This is a genomic window from Streptomyces yaizuensis (assembly GCF_034961445.1).
Taxonomy (GTDB): domain Bacteria; phylum Actinomycetota; class Actinomycetes; order Streptomycetales; family Streptomycetaceae; genus Streptomyces; species Streptomyces yaizuensis.
This window is the reverse complement of record NZ_BSBI01000013.1, coordinates 1-16840: the sequence shown is the minus strand read 5'-3', so window position 1 is coordinate 16840 and position 16840 is coordinate 1. Positions and strand designations below refer to the sequence as shown.

17 protein-coding genes are annotated in these 16840 nt (G+C 75.0%); 8 read left to right on the top strand and 9 right to left on the bottom strand.

Annotated features, from left to right (window positions below; translation table 11 throughout):
- Window positions 1-514 precede the first annotated feature (514 nt).
- Window positions 515-1309, top strand: coding sequence for a hypothetical protein (locus tag SYYSPA8_RS27405; RefSeq protein WP_323450025.1), 795 nt, complete (start codon window positions 515-517; stop codon window positions 1307-1309).
- 264 nt (window positions 1310-1573) lie between these two features.
- Here SYYSPA8_RS27405 and SYYSPA8_RS27400 read toward each other — a convergent pair whose 3' ends face one another.
- Entirely contained in the window at window positions 1574-2956 is a 1383-nt protein-coding gene (locus SYYSPA8_RS27400; protein WP_323450024.1) for a hypothetical protein, read from the bottom strand.
- Window positions 2957-3884: 928 nt separating this feature from the next.
- On the opposite strand from SYYSPA8_RS27400, the gene SYYSPA8_RS27395 reads away from it, so the two are divergent.
- Window positions 3885-4751 carry an endonuclease domain-containing protein gene (locus SYYSPA8_RS27395; RefSeq protein ID WP_323450023.1) on the top strand — a complete coding sequence of 289 codons (867 nt, stop codon included), beginning with the start codon at window positions 3885-3887 and terminating at the stop codon, window positions 4749-4751.
- Window positions 4752-5062: 311 nt separating this feature from the next.
- Here SYYSPA8_RS27395 and SYYSPA8_RS27390 read toward each other — a convergent pair whose 3' ends face one another.
- Window positions 5063-5389, bottom strand: coding sequence for a hypothetical protein (locus SYYSPA8_RS27390; RefSeq protein WP_323450022.1), 327 nt, complete (start codon window positions 5387-5389; stop codon window positions 5063-5065).
- Between the two features lie 258 nt (window positions 5390-5647).
- On the opposite strand from SYYSPA8_RS27390, the gene SYYSPA8_RS27385 reads away from it, so the two are divergent.
- Together SYYSPA8_RS27385 and SYYSPA8_RS27380 are read left to right on the top strand one after the other, a co-directional pair.
- Window positions 5648-5905, top strand: a complete 258-nt coding sequence (locus SYYSPA8_RS27385) for a hypothetical protein (RefSeq protein WP_323450021.1) — start codon at window positions 5648-5650, stop codon at window positions 5903-5905.
- 661 nt (window positions 5906-6566) lie between these two features.
- Window positions 6567-7271, top strand: coding sequence for a GNAT family N-acetyltransferase (locus SYYSPA8_RS27380; RefSeq protein WP_323450020.1), 705 nt, complete (start codon window positions 6567-6569; stop codon window positions 7269-7271).
- 553 nt (window positions 7272-7824) lie between these two features.
- On the opposite strand, the gene SYYSPA8_RS27375 is transcribed toward SYYSPA8_RS27380, so the two are convergent.
- Complete coding sequence (locus SYYSPA8_RS27375) at window positions 7825-8202, bottom strand: hypothetical protein (RefSeq protein WP_323450019.1); 378 nt, start codon at window positions 8200-8202, stop codon at window positions 7825-7827.
- A gap of 1461 nt (window positions 8203-9663) precedes the next feature.
- A complete protein-coding gene (locus tag SYYSPA8_RS27370; protein ID WP_323450018.1) occupies window positions 9664-10059 on the bottom strand; it encodes a hypothetical protein in 396 nt (131 codons plus the stop codon).
- Between the two features lie 416 nt (window positions 10060-10475).
- Here SYYSPA8_RS27370 and SYYSPA8_RS27365 point away from each other — a divergent pair, with 416 nt between their 5' ends.
- From SYYSPA8_RS27365 to SYYSPA8_RS27355, 3 genes are all read left to right on the top strand, one after another.
- A complete protein-coding gene (locus SYYSPA8_RS27365) occupies window positions 10476-11423 on the top strand; it encodes a hypothetical protein (RefSeq protein ID WP_323450017.1) in 948 nt (315 codons plus the stop codon).
- Between the two features lie 497 nt (window positions 11424-11920).
- A complete protein-coding gene (locus SYYSPA8_RS27360) occupies window positions 11921-12340 on the top strand; it encodes a hypothetical protein (protein WP_323450016.1) in 420 nt (139 codons plus the stop codon).
- A gap of 5 nt (window positions 12341-12345) precedes the next feature.
- Entirely contained in the window at window positions 12346-12594 is a 249-nt protein-coding gene (locus tag SYYSPA8_RS27355) for a hypothetical protein (RefSeq protein WP_323450015.1), read from the top strand.
- A 36-nt stretch (window positions 12595-12630) separates the two neighbouring features.
- Here the strand turns inward: SYYSPA8_RS27355 and SYYSPA8_RS27350 are convergent, their stop codons facing one another.
- Window positions 12631-13329, bottom strand: coding sequence for a hypothetical protein (locus tag SYYSPA8_RS27350; RefSeq protein ID WP_323450014.1), 699 nt, complete (start codon window positions 13327-13329; stop codon window positions 12631-12633).
- Between the two features lie 386 nt (window positions 13330-13715).
- Between SYYSPA8_RS27350 and SYYSPA8_RS27345 the strand changes: the two genes are divergently transcribed.
- Window positions 13716-14051, top strand: a complete 336-nt coding sequence (locus SYYSPA8_RS27345) for a hypothetical protein (protein WP_323450013.1) — start codon at window positions 13716-13718, stop codon at window positions 14049-14051.
- Window positions 14052-14178: 127 nt separating this feature from the next.
- On the opposite strand, the gene SYYSPA8_RS27340 is transcribed toward SYYSPA8_RS27345, so the two are convergent.
- The 4 genes from SYYSPA8_RS27340 to SYYSPA8_RS27325 form a co-directional block, all read right to left on the bottom strand.
- Window positions 14179-14877: a hypothetical protein gene (locus SYYSPA8_RS27340; RefSeq protein ID WP_323450012.1), complete on the bottom strand. Its 699-nt coding sequence runs from the start codon at window positions 14875-14877 to the stop codon at window positions 14179-14181.
- A 150-nt stretch (window positions 14878-15027) separates the two neighbouring features.
- Entirely contained in the window at window positions 15028-15264 is a 237-nt protein-coding gene (locus tag SYYSPA8_RS27335) for a hypothetical protein (protein WP_323450011.1), read from the bottom strand.
- A gap of 65 nt (window positions 15265-15329) precedes the next feature.
- Window positions 15330-15743, bottom strand: a complete 414-nt coding sequence (locus SYYSPA8_RS27330; RefSeq protein WP_323450010.1) for a hypothetical protein — start codon at window positions 15741-15743, stop codon at window positions 15330-15332.
- A gap of 450 nt (window positions 15744-16193) precedes the next feature.
- Entirely contained in the window at window positions 16194-16727 is a 534-nt protein-coding gene (locus tag SYYSPA8_RS27325) for a hypothetical protein (protein WP_323450009.1), read from the bottom strand.
- Window positions 16728-16840: the final 113 nt, after the last annotated feature.

The following is a 16840-nucleotide window of genomic DNA, read 5'->3' as shown; positions in this document are numbered from 1 at the left end:
GTGTCCGCCGGCCGTCTGCCGGTTCCGTCGCAGTCCCGGCACCGCCGTACGCGGGCCCGGCCGGAGGCCGCCGCGCTCACGCTGTCGTACGTCCCCGCCCGGGACCCGGCACCGTTCCATTCGGCTTCGCGGCGCCGGGCCGGGCGGGTGGGAAGGCGGCGCGAGGGTCGGCGGCCAGCAGGCCGCGCACCACGTCGTCGTTCAGCCCGTCCCCGACCGTGTTTGCGGCCAGGGACGGCCCACCGCCGTGCGTGCCGCGCACGCTGCCATAGCGCGCTGTTCCCTCGCGGCAACCTGTGTCCGGGTTCTCCGTGTACGTCCTGCACGCCCTGCCAGCTTTCACCGCCCGCGCGCTGCTCCGGCGCGCTCGCACCACGCGCGGAACCAGCGGGCAAACGATGCCCGGCGGGTCACACCTGCCGGTAGTCCGGTCACTTTCGGCCGGTTCCGGTCCGGGGGCGTGGCTGTGCTGACCGGCTGTTTGCGGGGGCAGTAGGGTCCTGGGACTGTGACGGTGACGAGGGAAAAGCGGCTGGTGCCGACGGGCGACTGTTTCTGCGGTTGTGGCGGGGAGGCGGGGATCGGCCGGTGGTTCGTGCTCGGGCACGACATCACGGCCGCCGGTGCGCTGCGCGCCGTCGAGGGAGGGCTGAGCCTGCCGCAGCGGCTGGTCGAGGCGGGGTTCGGGCCGGAGCGTTCGGTGGTCGACCATGCGGTCAACGAAGCGGGCTGGGTGCGCTGTGGGGGGTGCGTGTACGCCGGGACGCCGGCAGGACTGGCCGCCCATACCCGTACCGGCTCCTGTACCGCGGGGAAGTCCCCCTCGGCCCGGGGCGGCGAGGGCGCCGGCGCCGTGATGCCGCAACCCGCGGCCGCGCGGGGACTACCGCCCGGGGAAGCGGGGTCCCCGGCGGCTGGGTCCGTACCGCCGGTGAGGGCGGAGGCGGGGGCCGCCCGGGGGCTGCTGCTGCCCGGGGAGGACGATCCATCGTGGGAGGGAGTGCCGCTGCACCTGCGCCAGGCGCTGCGGGGCGCCGCGCACCATCTGGTGACGCCGGTGGCTGGGCCGTTGAAGGCGAGGGAGCAGCGCCGTGTGCTGTCGGCGGTACGGGCCGCCGTACGGATGCGGATGACCGGCGCACACTGGCTGCTGCTGCTGACCACCGAGCGGGAGGCATTGGGGAGTCCGCGCAGCGCGCGGGCCGACGCGTTCTGCCGGGTGCTCATGCAGATCCTCGCCGGGCACCCGCCGCTGGCCCTAGGCCAGCAGCACGCGCCCGCAGCGCCCGGGGAGACGAGTGCTGGCTGAACCGCTGGCCGGGACCGGGCCGCACGGCGCCGGCGGCGGGATGCGCCGCCGCTCGTCTCCCGCTGCTGTCGGTCGCGCCGGTTGCGTACCGCTGCTCCCTGTCCGCCCGGGCTGCTGGCAGCCGTGGTGAAGACGGCCAGCCCTGCGAGTCCGCGGGGGAGGCCGGCCGGTGTGCCGGGCAGCTGGGCGTGAACAGCCGGGCGCCGGCACCGGCCGGGGGCGGTCAGGGGCAGTTGCGGGCGGAGACCTCTGTGGTGGTCCGGGTCAGCTGCGGGTCCACCGCGTACACCGTCTCTCGGCCGGGCCGCGGGGGAGGTGTTCGTTGATCCAGGCGCCTTTCACCCGGGTCCGGCGCCGGGTGAATGTCACGCCTTCGACGGCGTCGGGGCCGTAGACGGGTCCGGACGGACGGCCCTGTTCGTCGAGGAGGTGCACTCTCGTGTTGCGGGTCCAGTGCGCGCGCCGCCAGTCGCGGTACTGCGCGGGCGCCCTGCCCGCGTTGCCGTCCCGTAGGGGAGGGGTAGCGGCCTGGTGGGGCGGGGCGGTGAAGGAGAGCACGCGGACGCCGAGGAGCGCGCCGGCGCGGGCCTGCGGGGTTCGGGCGGCCTGTTCCAGCTGCTGCTGGCGCCGCTGCGCAGCCGGGGCCTGGGACTTCGTCTTCCTGCTCTTGCCGCTGGTGCGGGCCCGGCCGGGGACCGGCGGGGGTGTGTCCCAGTTCTCCAGTGCGTTCAGGGCGGCGTAGTTGCGCAGGACGCGAGCGGCGGGGCCCGGGTTGGTGTCGAGCCGGTGGACCGCGTGCATCGCCCACGCGTACCGCCCGTCGTGCATGCGGTTGGCGATGATCAGCCAGCCCAGGGCCGGGTTGAGCAGCAGCGCGGTGCCGGTGTCGTCGTCCGGGTGGGCCAGCAGCACGCCGCCCATGATGAGGGGGTGGCCCTCGAAGAGCGTGTCGTGGCCGGCGCCGAAGCGGCCGGCGGCGTGCGCGTGGAGGGCCTCGTCGTCGGCGATAACGGCCGGCAGCGGGACGCCGTCGTGGAAGACCAGGACGGCCTCGGCTGTCAGCCGCAGCGACGCCCCGGGCTCGGGCGGCAGGCCGGTGACGGCGTCGAATGCCTCGCAGGCGGGCATGAAGTACGGCGCGGCGGTGTAGACGGCCAGTATCGCCTGCAGCTCCAGGAACCGTTCCGCCTCCCGCTCACCGCCCGGCGGTAGCGGCTGCCCGTCGGTGGTGGCCGGGTTCGTGCTCCGGAAGCGGATGCTGGCGGCGTCGCCCGGTTCCAGGCCGTGCCCGCGGGTGACCTGGTCCTCATGCCGGGCCGCGTCCTCGTAGACCACGTCCCCTGCGACCTTCTCCCTCAGCACCCACGGGATGAGCCGGACCAGATCCGAGGTACGGCCGCCCCTCGCGCGGACGGACCGCCGCGGTGTCCCGCCACTCCAACTCAGGTCCTGCCCCGGGGCCAGCCACGCCGTCACCCCGGCGTTGTGCAGCAGCCGCTCCCAGACCGGCGAGAACTTCTCCTGGCGGCGCTGCTCGTCCTCTCGTGCGAGCCGGTCCGCGTCGGCCAGGGCGGCGCCGTGCATGAGCCGGGAGTACGCCTCGCTCGCCGGATCGCCGGGGGTCATGGTTGTGAACGTCGTGGGCACCGCGTTCCTCTTTCCCTGGTTCTTTTCTCAGTCGGCCCGGTGCTCCCCGCTGCCGCGGCAGCCCTGTCCGGCGCCGGCGAGGACGCCGAAGGGGGGAGCGCACTCCGGTCCGGCCGCGGTGGGTGGTGCGGGCGCGGTGCGTGAGGGTCCCGGTTCGGGACCAGGTGTCCGGCCCGCGCGCGAGCGCGACGCGGTCGCGGGGGTGGGCCGGGTGGTCGGCCGCCGCCGCGTACAGGCTCCCCGGGCCGCCATACTGCCGTCTGCCGCTGCGCACCGGGGTCCCGGGGCCGGCGTCGGGCGCCGTCCACTACGGTCCGTTCGCTCGGGCGGCGGTCCCCGGTGGGCGTGAGGCCGGGCCGTGTGTTCGCGGGCGGGGCTGTGAAAGCTGGCACGGGTGACTCCGGCGGTGCGGGCGGGCAGGGCTGCGCACGCTCAACGACGGTCCGGCCGTGAGGTCACGGCCGGACCGGCCGGACCGTCCCGGGCGGCTCCGCGTAGGCCGATTCCGCCCGGGCGGGGCCGCGGAGGGGGCGGGGTTCCGTGGCCCGGCGGTCCGGCGCCAAGGAGAGGACGAGGGCATCGTGGGGTGCGGCAAGCAGCCTGGGGAAGGCGTGCCCGACCTGTGTCCGGTGTGCAGCGACTGACCCGGTGAACGGTCGATCCGCCCGGCGGGCTCCGGCGCGCCTGGCCGACTGAGGGAACGGGTGCGAGACGCGAGGCCGGCCAGTGGCGCTCCGGCAGCCGTGCCGGACGAGAAGACGACGCCCGGTTCGGCTCCGGCTGCTGCGCCTCCTGCCGGTGACGGAGGGCGCTGCGGTGCCCAGGGCCCGGGAGGCCCGCCAGCACCGGTATCGGACGGCGCCTGGTGGTGAGGTGGTGGGTGTGAGGCTGTCCGCTGTCCACAGGTATCCGGTTCCAGGCTGCGGTTATGGAACAGGAACTGATCACTCTTCAGGATTTTCCCGGGCACCGTCGTGCCGCGCTGGTGGGGCGTTCTCCCTCCGGGGCCGAGATCAGGGAGATCGAAGCCGGTCTCAACGAGGCGCGTGGGCGGATAGGGGCGAGTTGCTCGGTGACGTGGCCCGCCCGCGGTGTGGACGCTGTGGCCTGGGAGGGCGACGACGGGCGGTGGCACCTGCGGCTCGGCGACCGGATGCTGTGCACGGGCCACCGGGACTGGGGCCGCTCCGGCGCACCCGCCCCAGCGCCTCAGGGGTCGGCGATCGCGCACCGGCGGGAGTACCACGCCTTCACCGACGGTGTGAACTTCCGGATCGACCTGCGAGGGGCGGTGGGGGACCCGGACGCGTGGAAGTATCTGGAGGGCGTAGGAGTGTGGGAGGTGGAGCTGACCGGCGAGGAGTCGCGGCCAGAGCTCATAGCGCCGCGGATGCGCTGCCCGGTCAACGCCTATTACGGCGACTGGGGTTCGTATGCCGACCCGAAGCAGTGGAAGGGGAGGATCCGCAACTACCTGACGCCTCTGATCGGTCCGGGCTGTCACGGCTGTGGCCGCTCGCCCGGTGTGTCGATCGACCATGATCACGCGACCGGTCTGGTCAGGGGCTTCCTGTGTGTGTACTGCAACACCCACATCGACTCCTGCCCGCACCCAGCGGGCTGTGAGTGGGCGGAGTACCTGAACGCGCCGCCGGCCCTGCCGTACGGCCGGAAGTACCTCGACCGGACCCACGAGAAGCGCAAGGCGGCCCGGACCCGGCCGGGTGACGGCCAGCCTGCGGGGGGACTCGCGGCATCCACCGCGCTGGGCCGTACCGTGCGCCGGCCTCGGTGACCTGACCGGCGGCCATCTGCCGGCTTCGCTGCAGGGCCGTCGGTACGCTTCCTCGTGGTGGCGGCGGGACCAGCCCGGCCGCCGGGGAAGACGCCAGCGTCGCAGGGCGGGCAGGGTCGGGGGCTGACCGGGTCAAGCCGCGGCGGAGCCGGGCCACCTCGTGCGACTCCACCCGCAACGCCCCCGCCGCCGCCCCGTCCACGGCCCGCCGAGGGCGCCGGTGACGTCCCGTCGGCGAAGTCCGGGGACGCCGGAGCCCCGGCGGAGACCCCGGTCGGCGAGTACTGCCCCCGCTGTGACCGCAACACCCTCTACGGCATCGAGTGCGCGTACGGCGGCCACATCATCATCACGGCCTGGGCGACCGAGCCGTGCCACCCTCCGGCCTGGTCCGAGGGGTGCTGCCCGACCTGTTTCACCGCCGACCCGGAGGTGTGGGAGATCAGCGGCCGGCTGAAGTGCACGGTTTGCGCGGAGGGCCGCAGCCGGTGGGGCGCCCGGGAGAGCGCCGGACCGGGCTGGCGCGAGCGCTCGCGCCGTGTCCTGGCGTGGGTCGACAACCCGGGGGAGCTGTCGTACGCCACCGCGTACGCGGCCGCCGCCGGGGGAGCCGCGTAGGCCCGGGCCGCCGGGCACACTGCCCGGCATCGTCCGCTGTCTCGGGCCGGGCGCCGGTCTCGTCCGCTGTGCCTGCCGGTCCGCCGCCCGGGCCCGTGCCGTTCCGGGTCCGGCCCCCGCCCTGCTCCGCGCGCCGGCCGCAGCTCCCGGCCGGCGTGCCGCGTCTTGCTGCTGGTCGTGGGGTTGGTCGGGGATGTTCGGCGTTGTTCGGCCGAATTCGGCGGTCCGCGCCTCCCAGCCCCGCGGACTGGCTGTCCGATGTTGTCCGACGCCGCGCCGTGGATCCGGGGCCGGGACGTGCCGCCGCCCACCCGGGCAGCCCCGATGCCCTGTTCCTGGCCGCGTACCTGCTCACCCGCCCCGCCCCCGCAGGCGCGTACGGCGACGGCGACGTACGGCGCCATGCCCGGGCCTTGCTCCGGGCCGCCGAGGTCCTGCCCGCGCCCGTCCGGCCGGCCGGGACCGCGCGGCTGCGCCGGGCCCTGCTCGAAGCCGGCGAGGTGGACCTGGGCCGGGTGCCGCCGGCGGCCGGCTGACCGGCCCGGGTGTCGGCGGCCGGGACGAATTGCGCGCTGGCGGCGCCGGGTTCCCGGCCGGTGTTCTCGTCGTGCTGCTGGAGGTCCGCGGGTCCTCGGTTCGCGTCCTGGCCGCGGCCCGCGGTATGCCCCGGGGCATGCTGCTGTGCTGCCGTGGTGTCCCCCTGCCGGCCCGGACGTCTCCCGGTGCGCGCTCGACGTGTGCCTGCCCCACACCTGTTCGGATCCGGGTGTGTGTGTTGTCCGCCTCCGGCCCTCGCCCCCGGCCGGTGCGCCGGGGCCGTGCGTGGCCGGGGCGCGCCGGGCCGGGCCCGCTGTCCCGCGCTGTGTCCGCGAGGAGCCCCTGCGGTAGTACGGACCGAGGGCCTCCGGGGGGCCTGTCGGCGGGGAACCGGCTGCCCGCGCCCCCGCCTCCCCGACCCGGGAAGCCGGGGAGCAGGGCGAGACGCCGTGGCCCCGGCCGTGTGGTGTGCCGGTCACCGGGTGCTGGCGGCCGCGTGCCCCCGCCGTGCGGCGGTGACTGCTGAACGGCTGGGGTCGTGGCGGTCGCGTCGGCCGCCGGTGGATGCGGCTGCGCCCGCGCCCTGGTCCGCTGCCCGTCAGGCCGCAGGGGATGGTCATCACTGGTTGTCCCGGCCGGGGTTGGGGGAGGATGAGGGGTATGGGACGAGCTTCCCGGCGCCGGGCAGAGCGCCGTAACGCGCCGCAGCGGCCCCGGCCGGCGGGCACCGGAGCACCGCAGGTGCACGGGCGGTACGTGATCCGCCCGGCCGCTCCCGGCGACGATCCCGGGGCGGTGCGCGCTCTGCTGGAGCCGGTGGACTTCATGGATCCGGCGATGCCGGAGGAGATCATCGACCGGATGCGGACGGGCTGGCGGCTGCCGCCGCAGTACGGCACTGCGACCCTGCTGCTCGCCGAGGAACACGCGACGGGAGAGATCGTCGGCCTGGCCCACGCGATGCCGCCGGTGCAGTGGCTGATGGAAACCGGCCTGGGCCGGCCGCTGTGCCTGAGGCTGGCCCGGGCGCTGGTCGAGCTGGAGGCGGTGTCCGTGGCCGGCAGTGCCCGCGGCCAAGGGCTGGGCCACCGGCTCGTCGACCACCTGGTCCGCTCGTACACCCGGCAGGGCTATGAGGCGGTGCTCGGCGGCATCCACACCCATAAGCCGTACCTCGCCCCCTACTACGAGGCCGGCGGCTTCCGTGTTCTGCCGCCCGGGGCTCCGCTCGATCTGCAGCTGTCCGTCGGCCGGCTCCGTTACCCGGCGGACGCGTCGATGCGGCACCTGGTGCGTGCTCTCATGCCGGGGGTGTCGTACGGGGCCGGAGTGCTGAGTGGTCTGCTGGCCGGCAAGGCGACCTGAAACCGGTCGCAGCCGTGGGGAGAAGACCGGGGCTGGTTGGTGGGAGTCGAGGGTGCGAGCGGCCCGGGCGCCGGGCGGGTCGGGAGTGATCGGGGGATGACTGGTGACTTGCCCGCCGGTCTCGCGCCCGGACAGATGCTGCACTCCGCCGGCCCGGACGTCTCCCGGTGTGCGGGGGCTGTGCGCGGCCGGGGGTGGTGCCGGGCCGGGCCCGCTGTCCTGTGCTGTGTCCGCGAGGAGCCCCTGGGGTGGTACGGACGCCTCCCGGGGCGCCCGCCGCCGGGGGAGCCGCGTAGGCCCGGCCCGCCCGCCTCGTCGGCCCGCCGTCGGTCTCCGGCCCGGGCCGCCGCCCGGGCCTATGTGTGCCGGGACGCGGTAGGTGTCACTGACGGGTGGGTACGACCTGGTGTCCACCGGGACGTGGGCCGTGGTCGTTGTCACCAGTGGGACGGGCTGCTTGTCACCAACCCGTGCTGTGGGCGGTACGTCGGCACTGCGGGCAGCATCGGTAGCTGTCTCAGTCCGGCCGGTCGTCCCGGCCTTTGCGGGCTGGTCATTGGGCCGTGCGCTGGATCTGGTCGACGGACGGCAGGGAGCCCGGCATCTCGTCGGTGACCCAGGCGTACTCCAGTGCCGACAGGGTCGTGCCGCCCTCGGCCCACACCAGCAGCTCGCCGATGTACTCGCCGGCGCGGTCGTGGACGAGGGCGTCGACCGGCAGGGGTACGGACGCCGGGGCGGGATGCCGTACCAGCCCGCGCACCCGGAGATCGACGCTCGCCGACCCGGCTCCCCAGGTGGCTACCACCTCGGTCCGGTCCAGCTGGCCGCGCAGCGCCGCGGCGCCGACGAAGCCGGCCGAGAGGATGTGTTCCAGCACGGCATGCTCGGAGGCGTTCAGCGGACGAGGTTCGAAGGGCACGGCAGACATGTGTTCATCTTCGCGGTTCGCCGCCCTTTGCTCTGCGCCCTGTGCAGTGACAGGTATCGAGGCCAGGTGACCACTGTCGTGGCTCGGCACACCATGCCGCTCCGGGTCCTGCTTCCGTCCTGCAAGGGATCCAGCTTCCGTGTCAGAGGACATGCGGCGCCCGGGGAGGCGGGACGTACGACGCCGGCCGTGGTACCGCCGGTGTCGGCCTGTGCCGTTGCGGACGCCGGGCTCGGGGACGGGGTGTGGCCGCCCCGGGGCTGCTGTCCACAGGGCGGTGCTCCCAGGCTCGGCGCATGACTCGGATGACCGCTGCTGACCGCAGGTTGGAGAGGGAACCTGGCAGGGACAGGGATCTGGCCCGCTGGTGGTACCGCCACGAGTTCCTGGAGTGGCTGATCGACGACGATCCCGGGAATCTGCACAACGTCGTACCGGACGGCGTCGACGAGGAAGTCCTTGACCGGGACGGGACGTCGTTGTGGAGGGTTGTGGCGCCGTGGCTGGCCAGGGGCCTGCTGGCTCAGGCCGGCTGCTACGCGCAGGCGGATGCACGGCGTGCGTCGCGTCTGCCGGACCTGCTCATGCAGCGGGCCGACGCGGCGCTCGCGGCGCTGGCCGAGGATCGCGGCTCCTCACCCGGCGGCTCCGGCTGCTGCGCGGCGAACCGCTCCCAGGAGGTCGCCGCCGGGCGGCCTGACCGGCGCCGTCGTGCGGCTGCGCCCCCCCGCCTTCCCGTCCCGGGGCCGGCGGCGACGCCGCCCGCCCCGGGAGCCCGGCGTCCTGTTCCTGGCCGCGCGCCTGCTCACCCGCCCGCCCCGGGGCGCCCGGGCGGTGGAGGCCGGGCGAGGTGGACGGCGCCCGGGCGCCGCCGTCGACGGCCAGGTCGGTGGTGATCGGGGGGATGACCGGTGACCTGCCTGTCGGCCCGGCATCCGGCCCGGCCCGCCCGGCCGGGACGGGCTGCGCCTGCTGGCTGTGCGGCGCCGGCTCGTGGTGACGGGCACGTGTTCACCGCGGCGGTGCCGTCCGGGGCTGTTCACCGCGTCCGGAGCGCTGCCGGTGTCCTGGGCGGTCCGGGGGCAGCGGCCGGTCCCGGCGAGAGCGTCGGTGTGGGGCCGGCTGCCGGACTGCTGGCCGGCGCCGTGGGGGAGCGGTACTGCCCGGGCGGGGAACGTCCGCTGGTGTGGGTCCGTGTGAGGATCACGCCCGGCGGAAGGCCGGGCCCCGTGGGTCTTGAGTGCGCGGTTCGTGCCGGCGGGCCGGTACCGGTCCGGGGCCCGGGGTTCCCGGCGGTCACCCACGAGACGCTGCGGGACCTGGTCGGCGTACCGGTCGCCGCCGTCCACGGAGCCGGCTGGGGAGCGCGGGTCCGCCACCGACGCTCTCCGGGCCGGGGGTTACGCCCTGTCGGCCTGATCTCCTGCCGGAAGACAGGAAGGACCCGGCCGGACGTCAGTGTCAGGCAGCCCAGGACCCATTGGAAAGCGCACTTGAGCGGAACAGGAAGGAGAACTGCGTGCCATCAGCGACATTCGCCCTGAGTTCCTTCCATGTGTTCGCCGGGACGTACGTGAAATCGGATGCGCAAACCGGGGCGCCGTTCCTTTCGACGCACACCTTGATGTAACGGTCCGACCGGGGCCTGATGTTGATGCCGGAACAGTTGCTGGTGGCCGTGAACGTCCGACCCGCCGGAAGGTACTCGTCCGGCGCGGGCTTGGAGTAGGTGGTCGCGCTGCCGTAGCACGACATGGGCGCGACGTCGTCCGCATGGGACGCGGGAGCGAAGAGCGGGGAACCACCGAGGAGAACGGCGGAGATCACCCCTACACCGAAACGTTTGCGGATCTTCACGACATCCCTCCAGTGATGGAATTTCGCGTGATCGAAACCGGAAACCCGGCCAGTGCCGGGCGGCTTTCCATCTCAATTTCCCAGGGGGGCGGGCGGCTGTCCATGGGCGGATCTGGAAATCGCACGGTAATAGATTCCGGGGAGCACGGCCCCGTTGAACGGCTGGCGCCCCCGCCGCAGTTCATCCACGCCTGTACGGCATCTGATGACCGCTTCGCCATCCGGACGGCGTAGCGCGGTGGCGATGGCCGCACCGTCGGGGCGCCGCGCCCGGCCGCGGCCGGGGGGACGTTCTGCCGTGCCCGCCGCCGCGCCCCAGCTCGTCCGGCCCGGGCGTCGTCGCCGGCCGGGCCGGGGCATGCTGCCCGCCGCTGACCTCGCCCGGACGCCGTCCGGGTCGGGGGATGTATCGGGGGATGAGCAATGACTTCCCCGCTGTGCCGGCCCCCGGGCCGGTGCCGTGCCCCGATGACCTCCCTGCCGGCCGGGACAGGCTGCACGCGCTGCGGGCTGTGCGCCGGCTCGTCGTGGACGAGCCCGTGTTCACCGCCCCGGGCCTGCCGGGGACGTTCCGGCTGCAGCTGTTCACCGCGCCCGGTGCGCGCCCGGTCGCGGTGGCCATCCAGGCCGCGAGCGAGGGGACGGGGCTGATGAACGGGGCGGAGCGGTACGCGGGCGCGGTGTGGGAGCGGCACTGCCCGCAGGAGGAGGCGCCGCCGGTGTGGGTGGAGCGGCAGCTGTGGCCGGAAGGATCACGACAGGAAACCCGCTACCGGCGGGTGGTGTTCACCGGCGCGGACGGCCACCGTCCGTACGGCCCGTGCTGGACGGCGCTCACGCACGAGGAACTGGAGGACCTGGTCGGCGCCGAGGTCGCCGCCGGCCGCGGCGCCGGCCACGTGCCGCGCCCTGCCGAGGTGGAACCGCGGATGGTGTTCGAGGAGTTCGCGGTGGTCCGCCTCGGGCGGCCGGAGCCGTTCCGCGAGCCCGGCTGTATGCCGGCGGGGGTGCGGTGGTGGCGCCGCTGGGCCCGGCAGATGCGGCCGCGCCGGGCCGCCTGGTCGTGCTGCTGGTACCACGGCGGTGGCTGGCGGGCGGTCAGCGTGATGGCGCTCGACGTCCTGAGGCGGGCCCGCGCGCAGGGGGTGGAGGCCGAGGACATGCAGGAGTCCGCCGTGGCCCACGCGGCCGCGGCGGGCGCCACCGGCTGGGAGACCGAGGCGCTGGCCGGCCTGTTCAGCGTCGCGGATGCGATTCAGCCCGACAGCGAGGGCGGCTACATCAACGGCCAGCACCGGGGCCAGGCCCTGCTGGAGGCCGGAGTGCGCCGCACCGTCGTCCTGCGTCACGTCTACGAGGGGTAGCCGCGCCGCCGGGCGGTGGGGACGGCCGGGCCCGCCGCCGGTGACGAGGGCCTGGAGCCGGGCGCCGCCGCCGGGCTGCCGGAGCGGCTCGATCGTCCTGGTGCTGCGGGGCTGGGGCTGGCCGGACCGCCCGGCTTGCCGCGCCGACCGCGGGGTTCTTCCTCACTGTGCGAGCCCCTGTCATGCCGTGAGGGCATGGCTCGATGGAGCGGCGGGACACCTTGGCGCGCAGATGGTCCCGGACTCCGGGCGCGTCAACACGGCCCGCTGCCACTGCGCGCTGTTGCAGCTCATCAAGGCAGCTAACTAGCTGGTCAAGCAGCCATAGCGCGTTCGAACAGTGCACTGTTTCAACGCGCCCACCTATCACGCCAGCCTGGCGTGCACCGGGTACGTGCCGTTCGGTCGCGCTCGTCTGGTGGTCGCTTCCGGCCGGTTGTGGTCAAGGGTGTGGATCGCCTGACCTGGGCCTGGCGGAGCCCGTAGGGTCCCGGGGCGTGACGGATACGAGGAAAGTTCGGCTGGTGCCGACGGGGGACTGTTTCTGCGGGTGCGGCGGGGAGGCGGAGATCGGCCGGTGGTTCGTGCGGGGGCACGACATCACGGCGGCCGCGGCGCTGCGGGCGCTGGAGGGGATGAAGCTGCCTCGGCGGCTGGTGTCGCTGGGGTTCGGCCCGGAGCGGTCGGTGGTCCAGGCGGCGGTCGGGGAGGCGGGCTGGGTGCGCTGTGCGGGGTGTGCGTACGTCGGCACGCCGGCCAACCTGGCCTCCCACACCCGTGCCGGCTCCTGCGCCACCGCCGGCGAGCGGCAGCTGTCCGGACCGCCCGACCGGAGCCCGGGGCGGACGACCCGTCGTGGGAGGAGGTCCCGCTGCATCTGCGCCAGCGGCTGCGGGTACTCGCGCACCAGCTGGTGACGCCGGTGCAGGGGACGCTGAAGAACTCCGGGAACCGGCGCCTGCTGAGCGCGGTACGGGCGGCCGCCCGGATGCGGGTGACCGGTCCGCAGTGGCTGATGTTGCTGACCGCCCGGCGGGAGGACTTCGGCAGCCCGCGCAGCCAGCGGGCCCGCGCGCTCTGCGAGGTGCTGGAGCAGGTGGTGGCCGAGCACGCGGCGCCCGCCGTGGAGCAGTGCGCCGCCGCCCGCGCGGAGGAGACCGCAGCCGGCTGAACCGCCGCCGCCCCCGCCCGCGGGCCGCGCGGGCCGCTACTCGGGCTGCGGCGTGTCGGTGCCGGTGTCCTGTCCGATGCCGAGGGCTTTGGCGACTTCGTCGTAGACCTCGGGGTCGACGGGCCTGGGGGCGTCGAAGGGCCAGTCCAGATCGACGATGATCGGGCGGTAGGGGGGCGGGAGGAGTTCGTGGACGGGCAGGTCGACGGGAAGGACTCGTGATCCGTACGCCTCGTCGAGGAGCCGGGTGAGGTCACGCGCGTCCGTACGGGTCTTGCCCGCGCCCCCGCGCCCGATGCGCCTGGTCACTGCCATCTGCCGCGCCATGGTTTCGAGGTCCGGGATCCGGTCGGCGGCGGTGTGCGGGGCGGTGAGGGCGTGGGCCTGTGCGGGGGTCATGCCGGTGGCCGCGGTGAGGGCCCGGACGGTGTGGTCGTCCAGGCCGTCGGCGAGGTGGTCCAGGCGCTGGCTGGCGGAGGTTCCGGGTTCGAGGCCGAGGAGTTCCATCGCGCGGTGCCGCTGGACGCCGGCGGCCGTGGCGACGCGCTGGACGTAGTCGGCGAGCCGCTCGGCGGGGCGGGGCAGGGGAGCGCCGGGCATCCGGTCCGGGAGGGAGGACTGCCGGCCGGAGCGGTCGGCGACGGCGCGCCGGGCCTGCTCCAGGGTGGTGCCGGGGTGTGCCCGCTGGTAGGCGCGTACGGCGCGGTCGTGTTCCCGGTTGCGGGGGTTGGTCATGTCGTCCTGTCCTTGTCCGGCCTGGTGCCCCACACGCGCCGGCCGCCTCGGAGGAGGGCATGACGGAGCTGTTCGCGCGAGTCTCGGACGTCTTGGTCCCCTGGCGACGGTGTGGGCGTCGAGGTGGTGGTGGACCGGGCGCGGCGCGGTTGCCCGTGGTGCCTTCGTATCGTAGCCCCGGCCCGGGGCGCCCGGGGCGGAACGTCCGCAACCCGCCCCCGGGCCGGCGGGGCCGGCGTCCGGTATGGCCGGTCGCCCTTGCCGTACGGCGCTCCCGGGCTCCGTGGCCCGCCGGCGCCGGCCGTGTGCCGTGGCCCGTTCCTCCGTCCCCGCCGGAAGCGGGTCCGGCCCGGACCCGCTCCCGGGGCGGTACTACAGTGCCCGGCATGAGCGCCGACGCCGTCACCGGCTGCACCGATCCGGACCCGCGCGTACGCCTGCGGCAACTCTCCTGGCGGGCCGGGCTGCTGGTGGATGTGGAGGAGAGGACCGGGGAACTCGTCCGCCTCGGCGACGGGCGTGTGTACGAGGGCCCCGGACCCGTGGTGGCCGCGGCGCGGGAGGCCGCCGGCGGCCTGGAGGAACTCGCGGCCCTGCATGCCGGGGACGACCTCGGTGATCCGGCGGCGGTGGCGGACCTGGACGAATCCCTGGCGACGGCGGTCGTGCTGGTGCGCCGGCTGGAGGCCATGAGCGCGCCCGGCGGGGCCGCGGACGCCTGACGCGGCCCGGGGAGGGACGTCCGCCGTGCGCGCCGTACGGCGCGCACGGCGGGCTTCAGCCGCGGCGCGCTGCCCGGCTGCCCTGCACGGCGTCGGGGGGAGGTCCGTTTCGCCGGCGGGCCCGGTTTCAGGTTCCGGGGCCCAGGGTGAGGGTGTGCGCGGTGCCGTCGGTGAGTTCGATGCCCACGGCGGTGGTGCCGGGGACGGCCCAGGCGCGGGCGACGTCGTCCCTGCCGGCGAGCCAGGCCCGGATCCCGGCGAGCAGCGCCCGGGGGTCGGGGCGGGCCTCCTCGGCGGCGGGTTTCGCGGGGAGCGACCACCAGAAGCTGCGCCCCATCTCATCGGTGCCGTCGGGCCTGGGGTAGCCGGGCTGCTCGCGGGTCAGGCCCATCTCGACGGCTTCGTTGGTGACGCCGAGCGCGGCGGCCACGTGGTTGGTGTAGTAGCGGTTGTGCCGGGTGGCGGGGTCGATGGTGGGGTCCGTGGGGAGCCAGCGTCCCCTGCCCTTGTCCTGGTTCTCCTGGATGAGACGGCCCCGGAGGTCGAGGTATCCGAGGGCCTTGCCCAGGGCGATGACGACGTCCGCCGGATACCGGGGCCGGGTGCTGTCGAGGACGTCCGGGCCGAGCGGGACGCCGATGGCTTCGGCGACGGCGTGCAGGGCGGGCCGGTGGGCGGGGGGCCTGTTGCCGGTGGCGGCCTGGGCGGGGGGCTTGTGCCACTTCTGGGCGGCGCTGCGGCTGAGCCCGAAGGCGCGGCTGATGTCGCTGAGGCTGAGCGGCTCGGTGCGCCGGGTCAGGTCGATGCCGGGGGTAGGGGTGTCCATGGCTCCACTGTCTCTTATGGCTTGCAGACGGCCGGGATGAGGGGCCCCGGCGGGCGCGGTCGCGGGCCGGGAGCCGCCGCCCCGCCCGGGTGCTGCGCCACCCGGCCAGCACCCGGGGCCGTGCCGCGCCCGGGTCCGTACGGCCCCGCTCTACGACTTCTCGACGAAGTCGGCGGCCGCCCGTGCCCAGTCGCGCCGGGCGGAGTAGACATCCGGCTCGACGCACGAGAAGAACGCGCGCTTGACGGCTTCGGCGCGCAGGCCCTCGAAGCCGTACCGCTCGACGGCCCGGGCGCGGATCTCCTGCACCTCGTACGGAGTGACGAGATCGCCGGTCTCGTGCGCCGAGAGGTGGAGGGCGAGGGCGGCGAAGCTCATGTTGTCCATGGGTAACCTCCGGTGCGGGTGCGGGTGCGGGTGCGGGTGCGGGTGCGGGCGGGGCCGGGGTCGGGTCAGGTGGCCCGGGGGATCACCGGCGCGAGGGCGTACCACTGGCTGCCCCTGCCGGTGACGATCTCCATGGCGGGCTGGTGCTGAGGGAGCCTGGAGTCCTGGTGGTGGGTGTGGGCCTTGTGGATGCTGATCTCCCGGACCGTGGCGGGGGCGCCGTCGAGGAGGACGAGGTCACCGGGCTGGAGGTCCGGGTCGGAGACGGGCTTGACCAGCTCGGCCAGCTCGCCCGCGCTCTGGTGCGCGCGGACCCAGTCGACGAGGTCGTCGAAGGCGCTGTCGATCCCGCTGCGCTCGTCGTGGTGGCGCAGGTAGTAGTCCTTGTTGGCCTCGTGGGCGAGGGAGTTGCGCGCCGAGTCCAGCTTCTCCACGAGCTCGTTGATGTCGATCGGGCCGTGGGGCTTGGTGCGGGCCATCGGGTGCTCCTTGCGGTCGGAGTGTCTCCGGCGGTGCGCCGGTCGGCGGTGAGGGGGCGGCCACCCCCTGTTGACTCTTAAGACTATACAGAAGTGTGCGTCATAAGGCAAGCCTTAAGAGTCAATGGGGGGTGGCCGGGCCGGGTCAGGGGTGGTGGTAGGGCTCTTCGACGAACGCGGCGGCCGCCCCGGCCCACGCGAAGCGGTCGCAGTGCGCATCGGGATCGGTGGCGGAGAGGAACGCGCCCTGTTTGAGCGCCTCGGCGCGCAGGCCGTCGAAGCCGTACCGCCCGACGGCCCGCGCGCGGATCTCCTGGACCTCGTACGGGGTGACGAGCGTGCCGGTCGCGTGCGCCGACAGGTAGAGGGCCAGGGCGGCGAAACTCAGGTGAACGGGAGTGCTCCTTCGGATGAGGTGGCCGGCCGCCCCGGGCTCCGGGGCGGCCGTGGTCAGGAGGTGGTGAGGACATAGGTGTGGGTGTGGAGGGTGTGGGCGATGGCGTAGCGGGCGTGGATGCGGCCGTGGACGCGGTCCAGGGTGATGCGGGCGGCACGGTGGCGCTCCGCGGTGCCCTGGAGAGAAGCGCGCACGTCGGCCGGGCGGAGGCCCTGGGCGGGAGGCCGGGGGCTGCCGGTGGCGCTGCCGAGGAAGGCGCCGGTGCGGCCGAGGGCGCAGCGGTGGAGGGTGGCGCCGGTGGCCGGGCGGATGTCCAGCAGGCGCAGCGCGCCGGGACCGGTCAACTCGCGGCCGGGCAGGGGCGTGTACGCGTCCAGCCAGGCGGGTGCGAAGACGGCGCGGGGGTCGGCGGCCAGCAGGCCGCGCACGGCCTCGTCGTCCAGATCGCCCCCGGCCGGGGCGTCGTCGCCGGGGACGGCCCACCGCCGCGTGTGCCGCAGGCCCCGGTACCAGAGGCGCCCGCCGCCGTCGCGGACGGTGTCGTGGTCGGCGAAACGCCAGATCGCCGGGGCGGGGATGGGCGTCACATGTACTCCTGGTGCGCGCGGGAAGGGATGGGGGTGGGCTGCTGCGCCCGGCTTCCGCGCGGCCGCCCCCGGCCGGCCCCGGGGGGCCGCGCGGCGGGACGCACCCACCCGCC

Coding starts and splice junctions, on each gene's coding strand:
- SYYSPA8_RS27330 (WP_323450010.1), bottom strand. CDS start 15,743: ATGGCCCGCACCAAGCCCCACGGCCCGATCGACATCAACGAGCTCGTG.
- SYYSPA8_RS27375 (WP_323450019.1), bottom strand. CDS start 8,202: ATGTCTGCCGTGCCCTTCGAACCTCGTCCGCTGAACGCCTCCGAGCAT.
- SYYSPA8_RS27335 (WP_323450011.1), bottom strand. CDS start 15,264: ATGGACAACATGAGCTTCGCCGCCCTCGCCCTCCACCTCTCGGCGCAC.
- SYYSPA8_RS27350 (WP_323450014.1), bottom strand. CDS start 13,329: ATGACCAACCCCCGCAACCGGGAACACGACCGCGCCGTACGCGCCTAC.
- SYYSPA8_RS27395 (WP_323450023.1), top strand. CDS start 3,885: ATGGAACAGGAACTGATCACTCTTCAGGATTTTCCCGGGCACCGTCGT.
- SYYSPA8_RS27345 (WP_323450013.1), top strand. CDS start 13,716: ATGAGCGCCGACGCCGTCACCGGCTGCACCGATCCGGACCCGCGCGTA.
- SYYSPA8_RS27365 (WP_323450017.1), top strand. CDS start 10,476: ATGAGCAATGACTTCCCCGCTGTGCCGGCCCCCGGGCCGGTGCCGTGC.
- SYYSPA8_RS27380 (WP_323450020.1), top strand. CDS start 6,567: ATGGGACGAGCTTCCCGGCGCCGGGCAGAGCGCCGTAACGCGCCGCAG.
- SYYSPA8_RS27340 (WP_323450012.1), bottom strand. CDS start 14,877: ATGGACACCCCTACCCCCGGCATCGACCTGACCCGGCGCACCGAGCCG.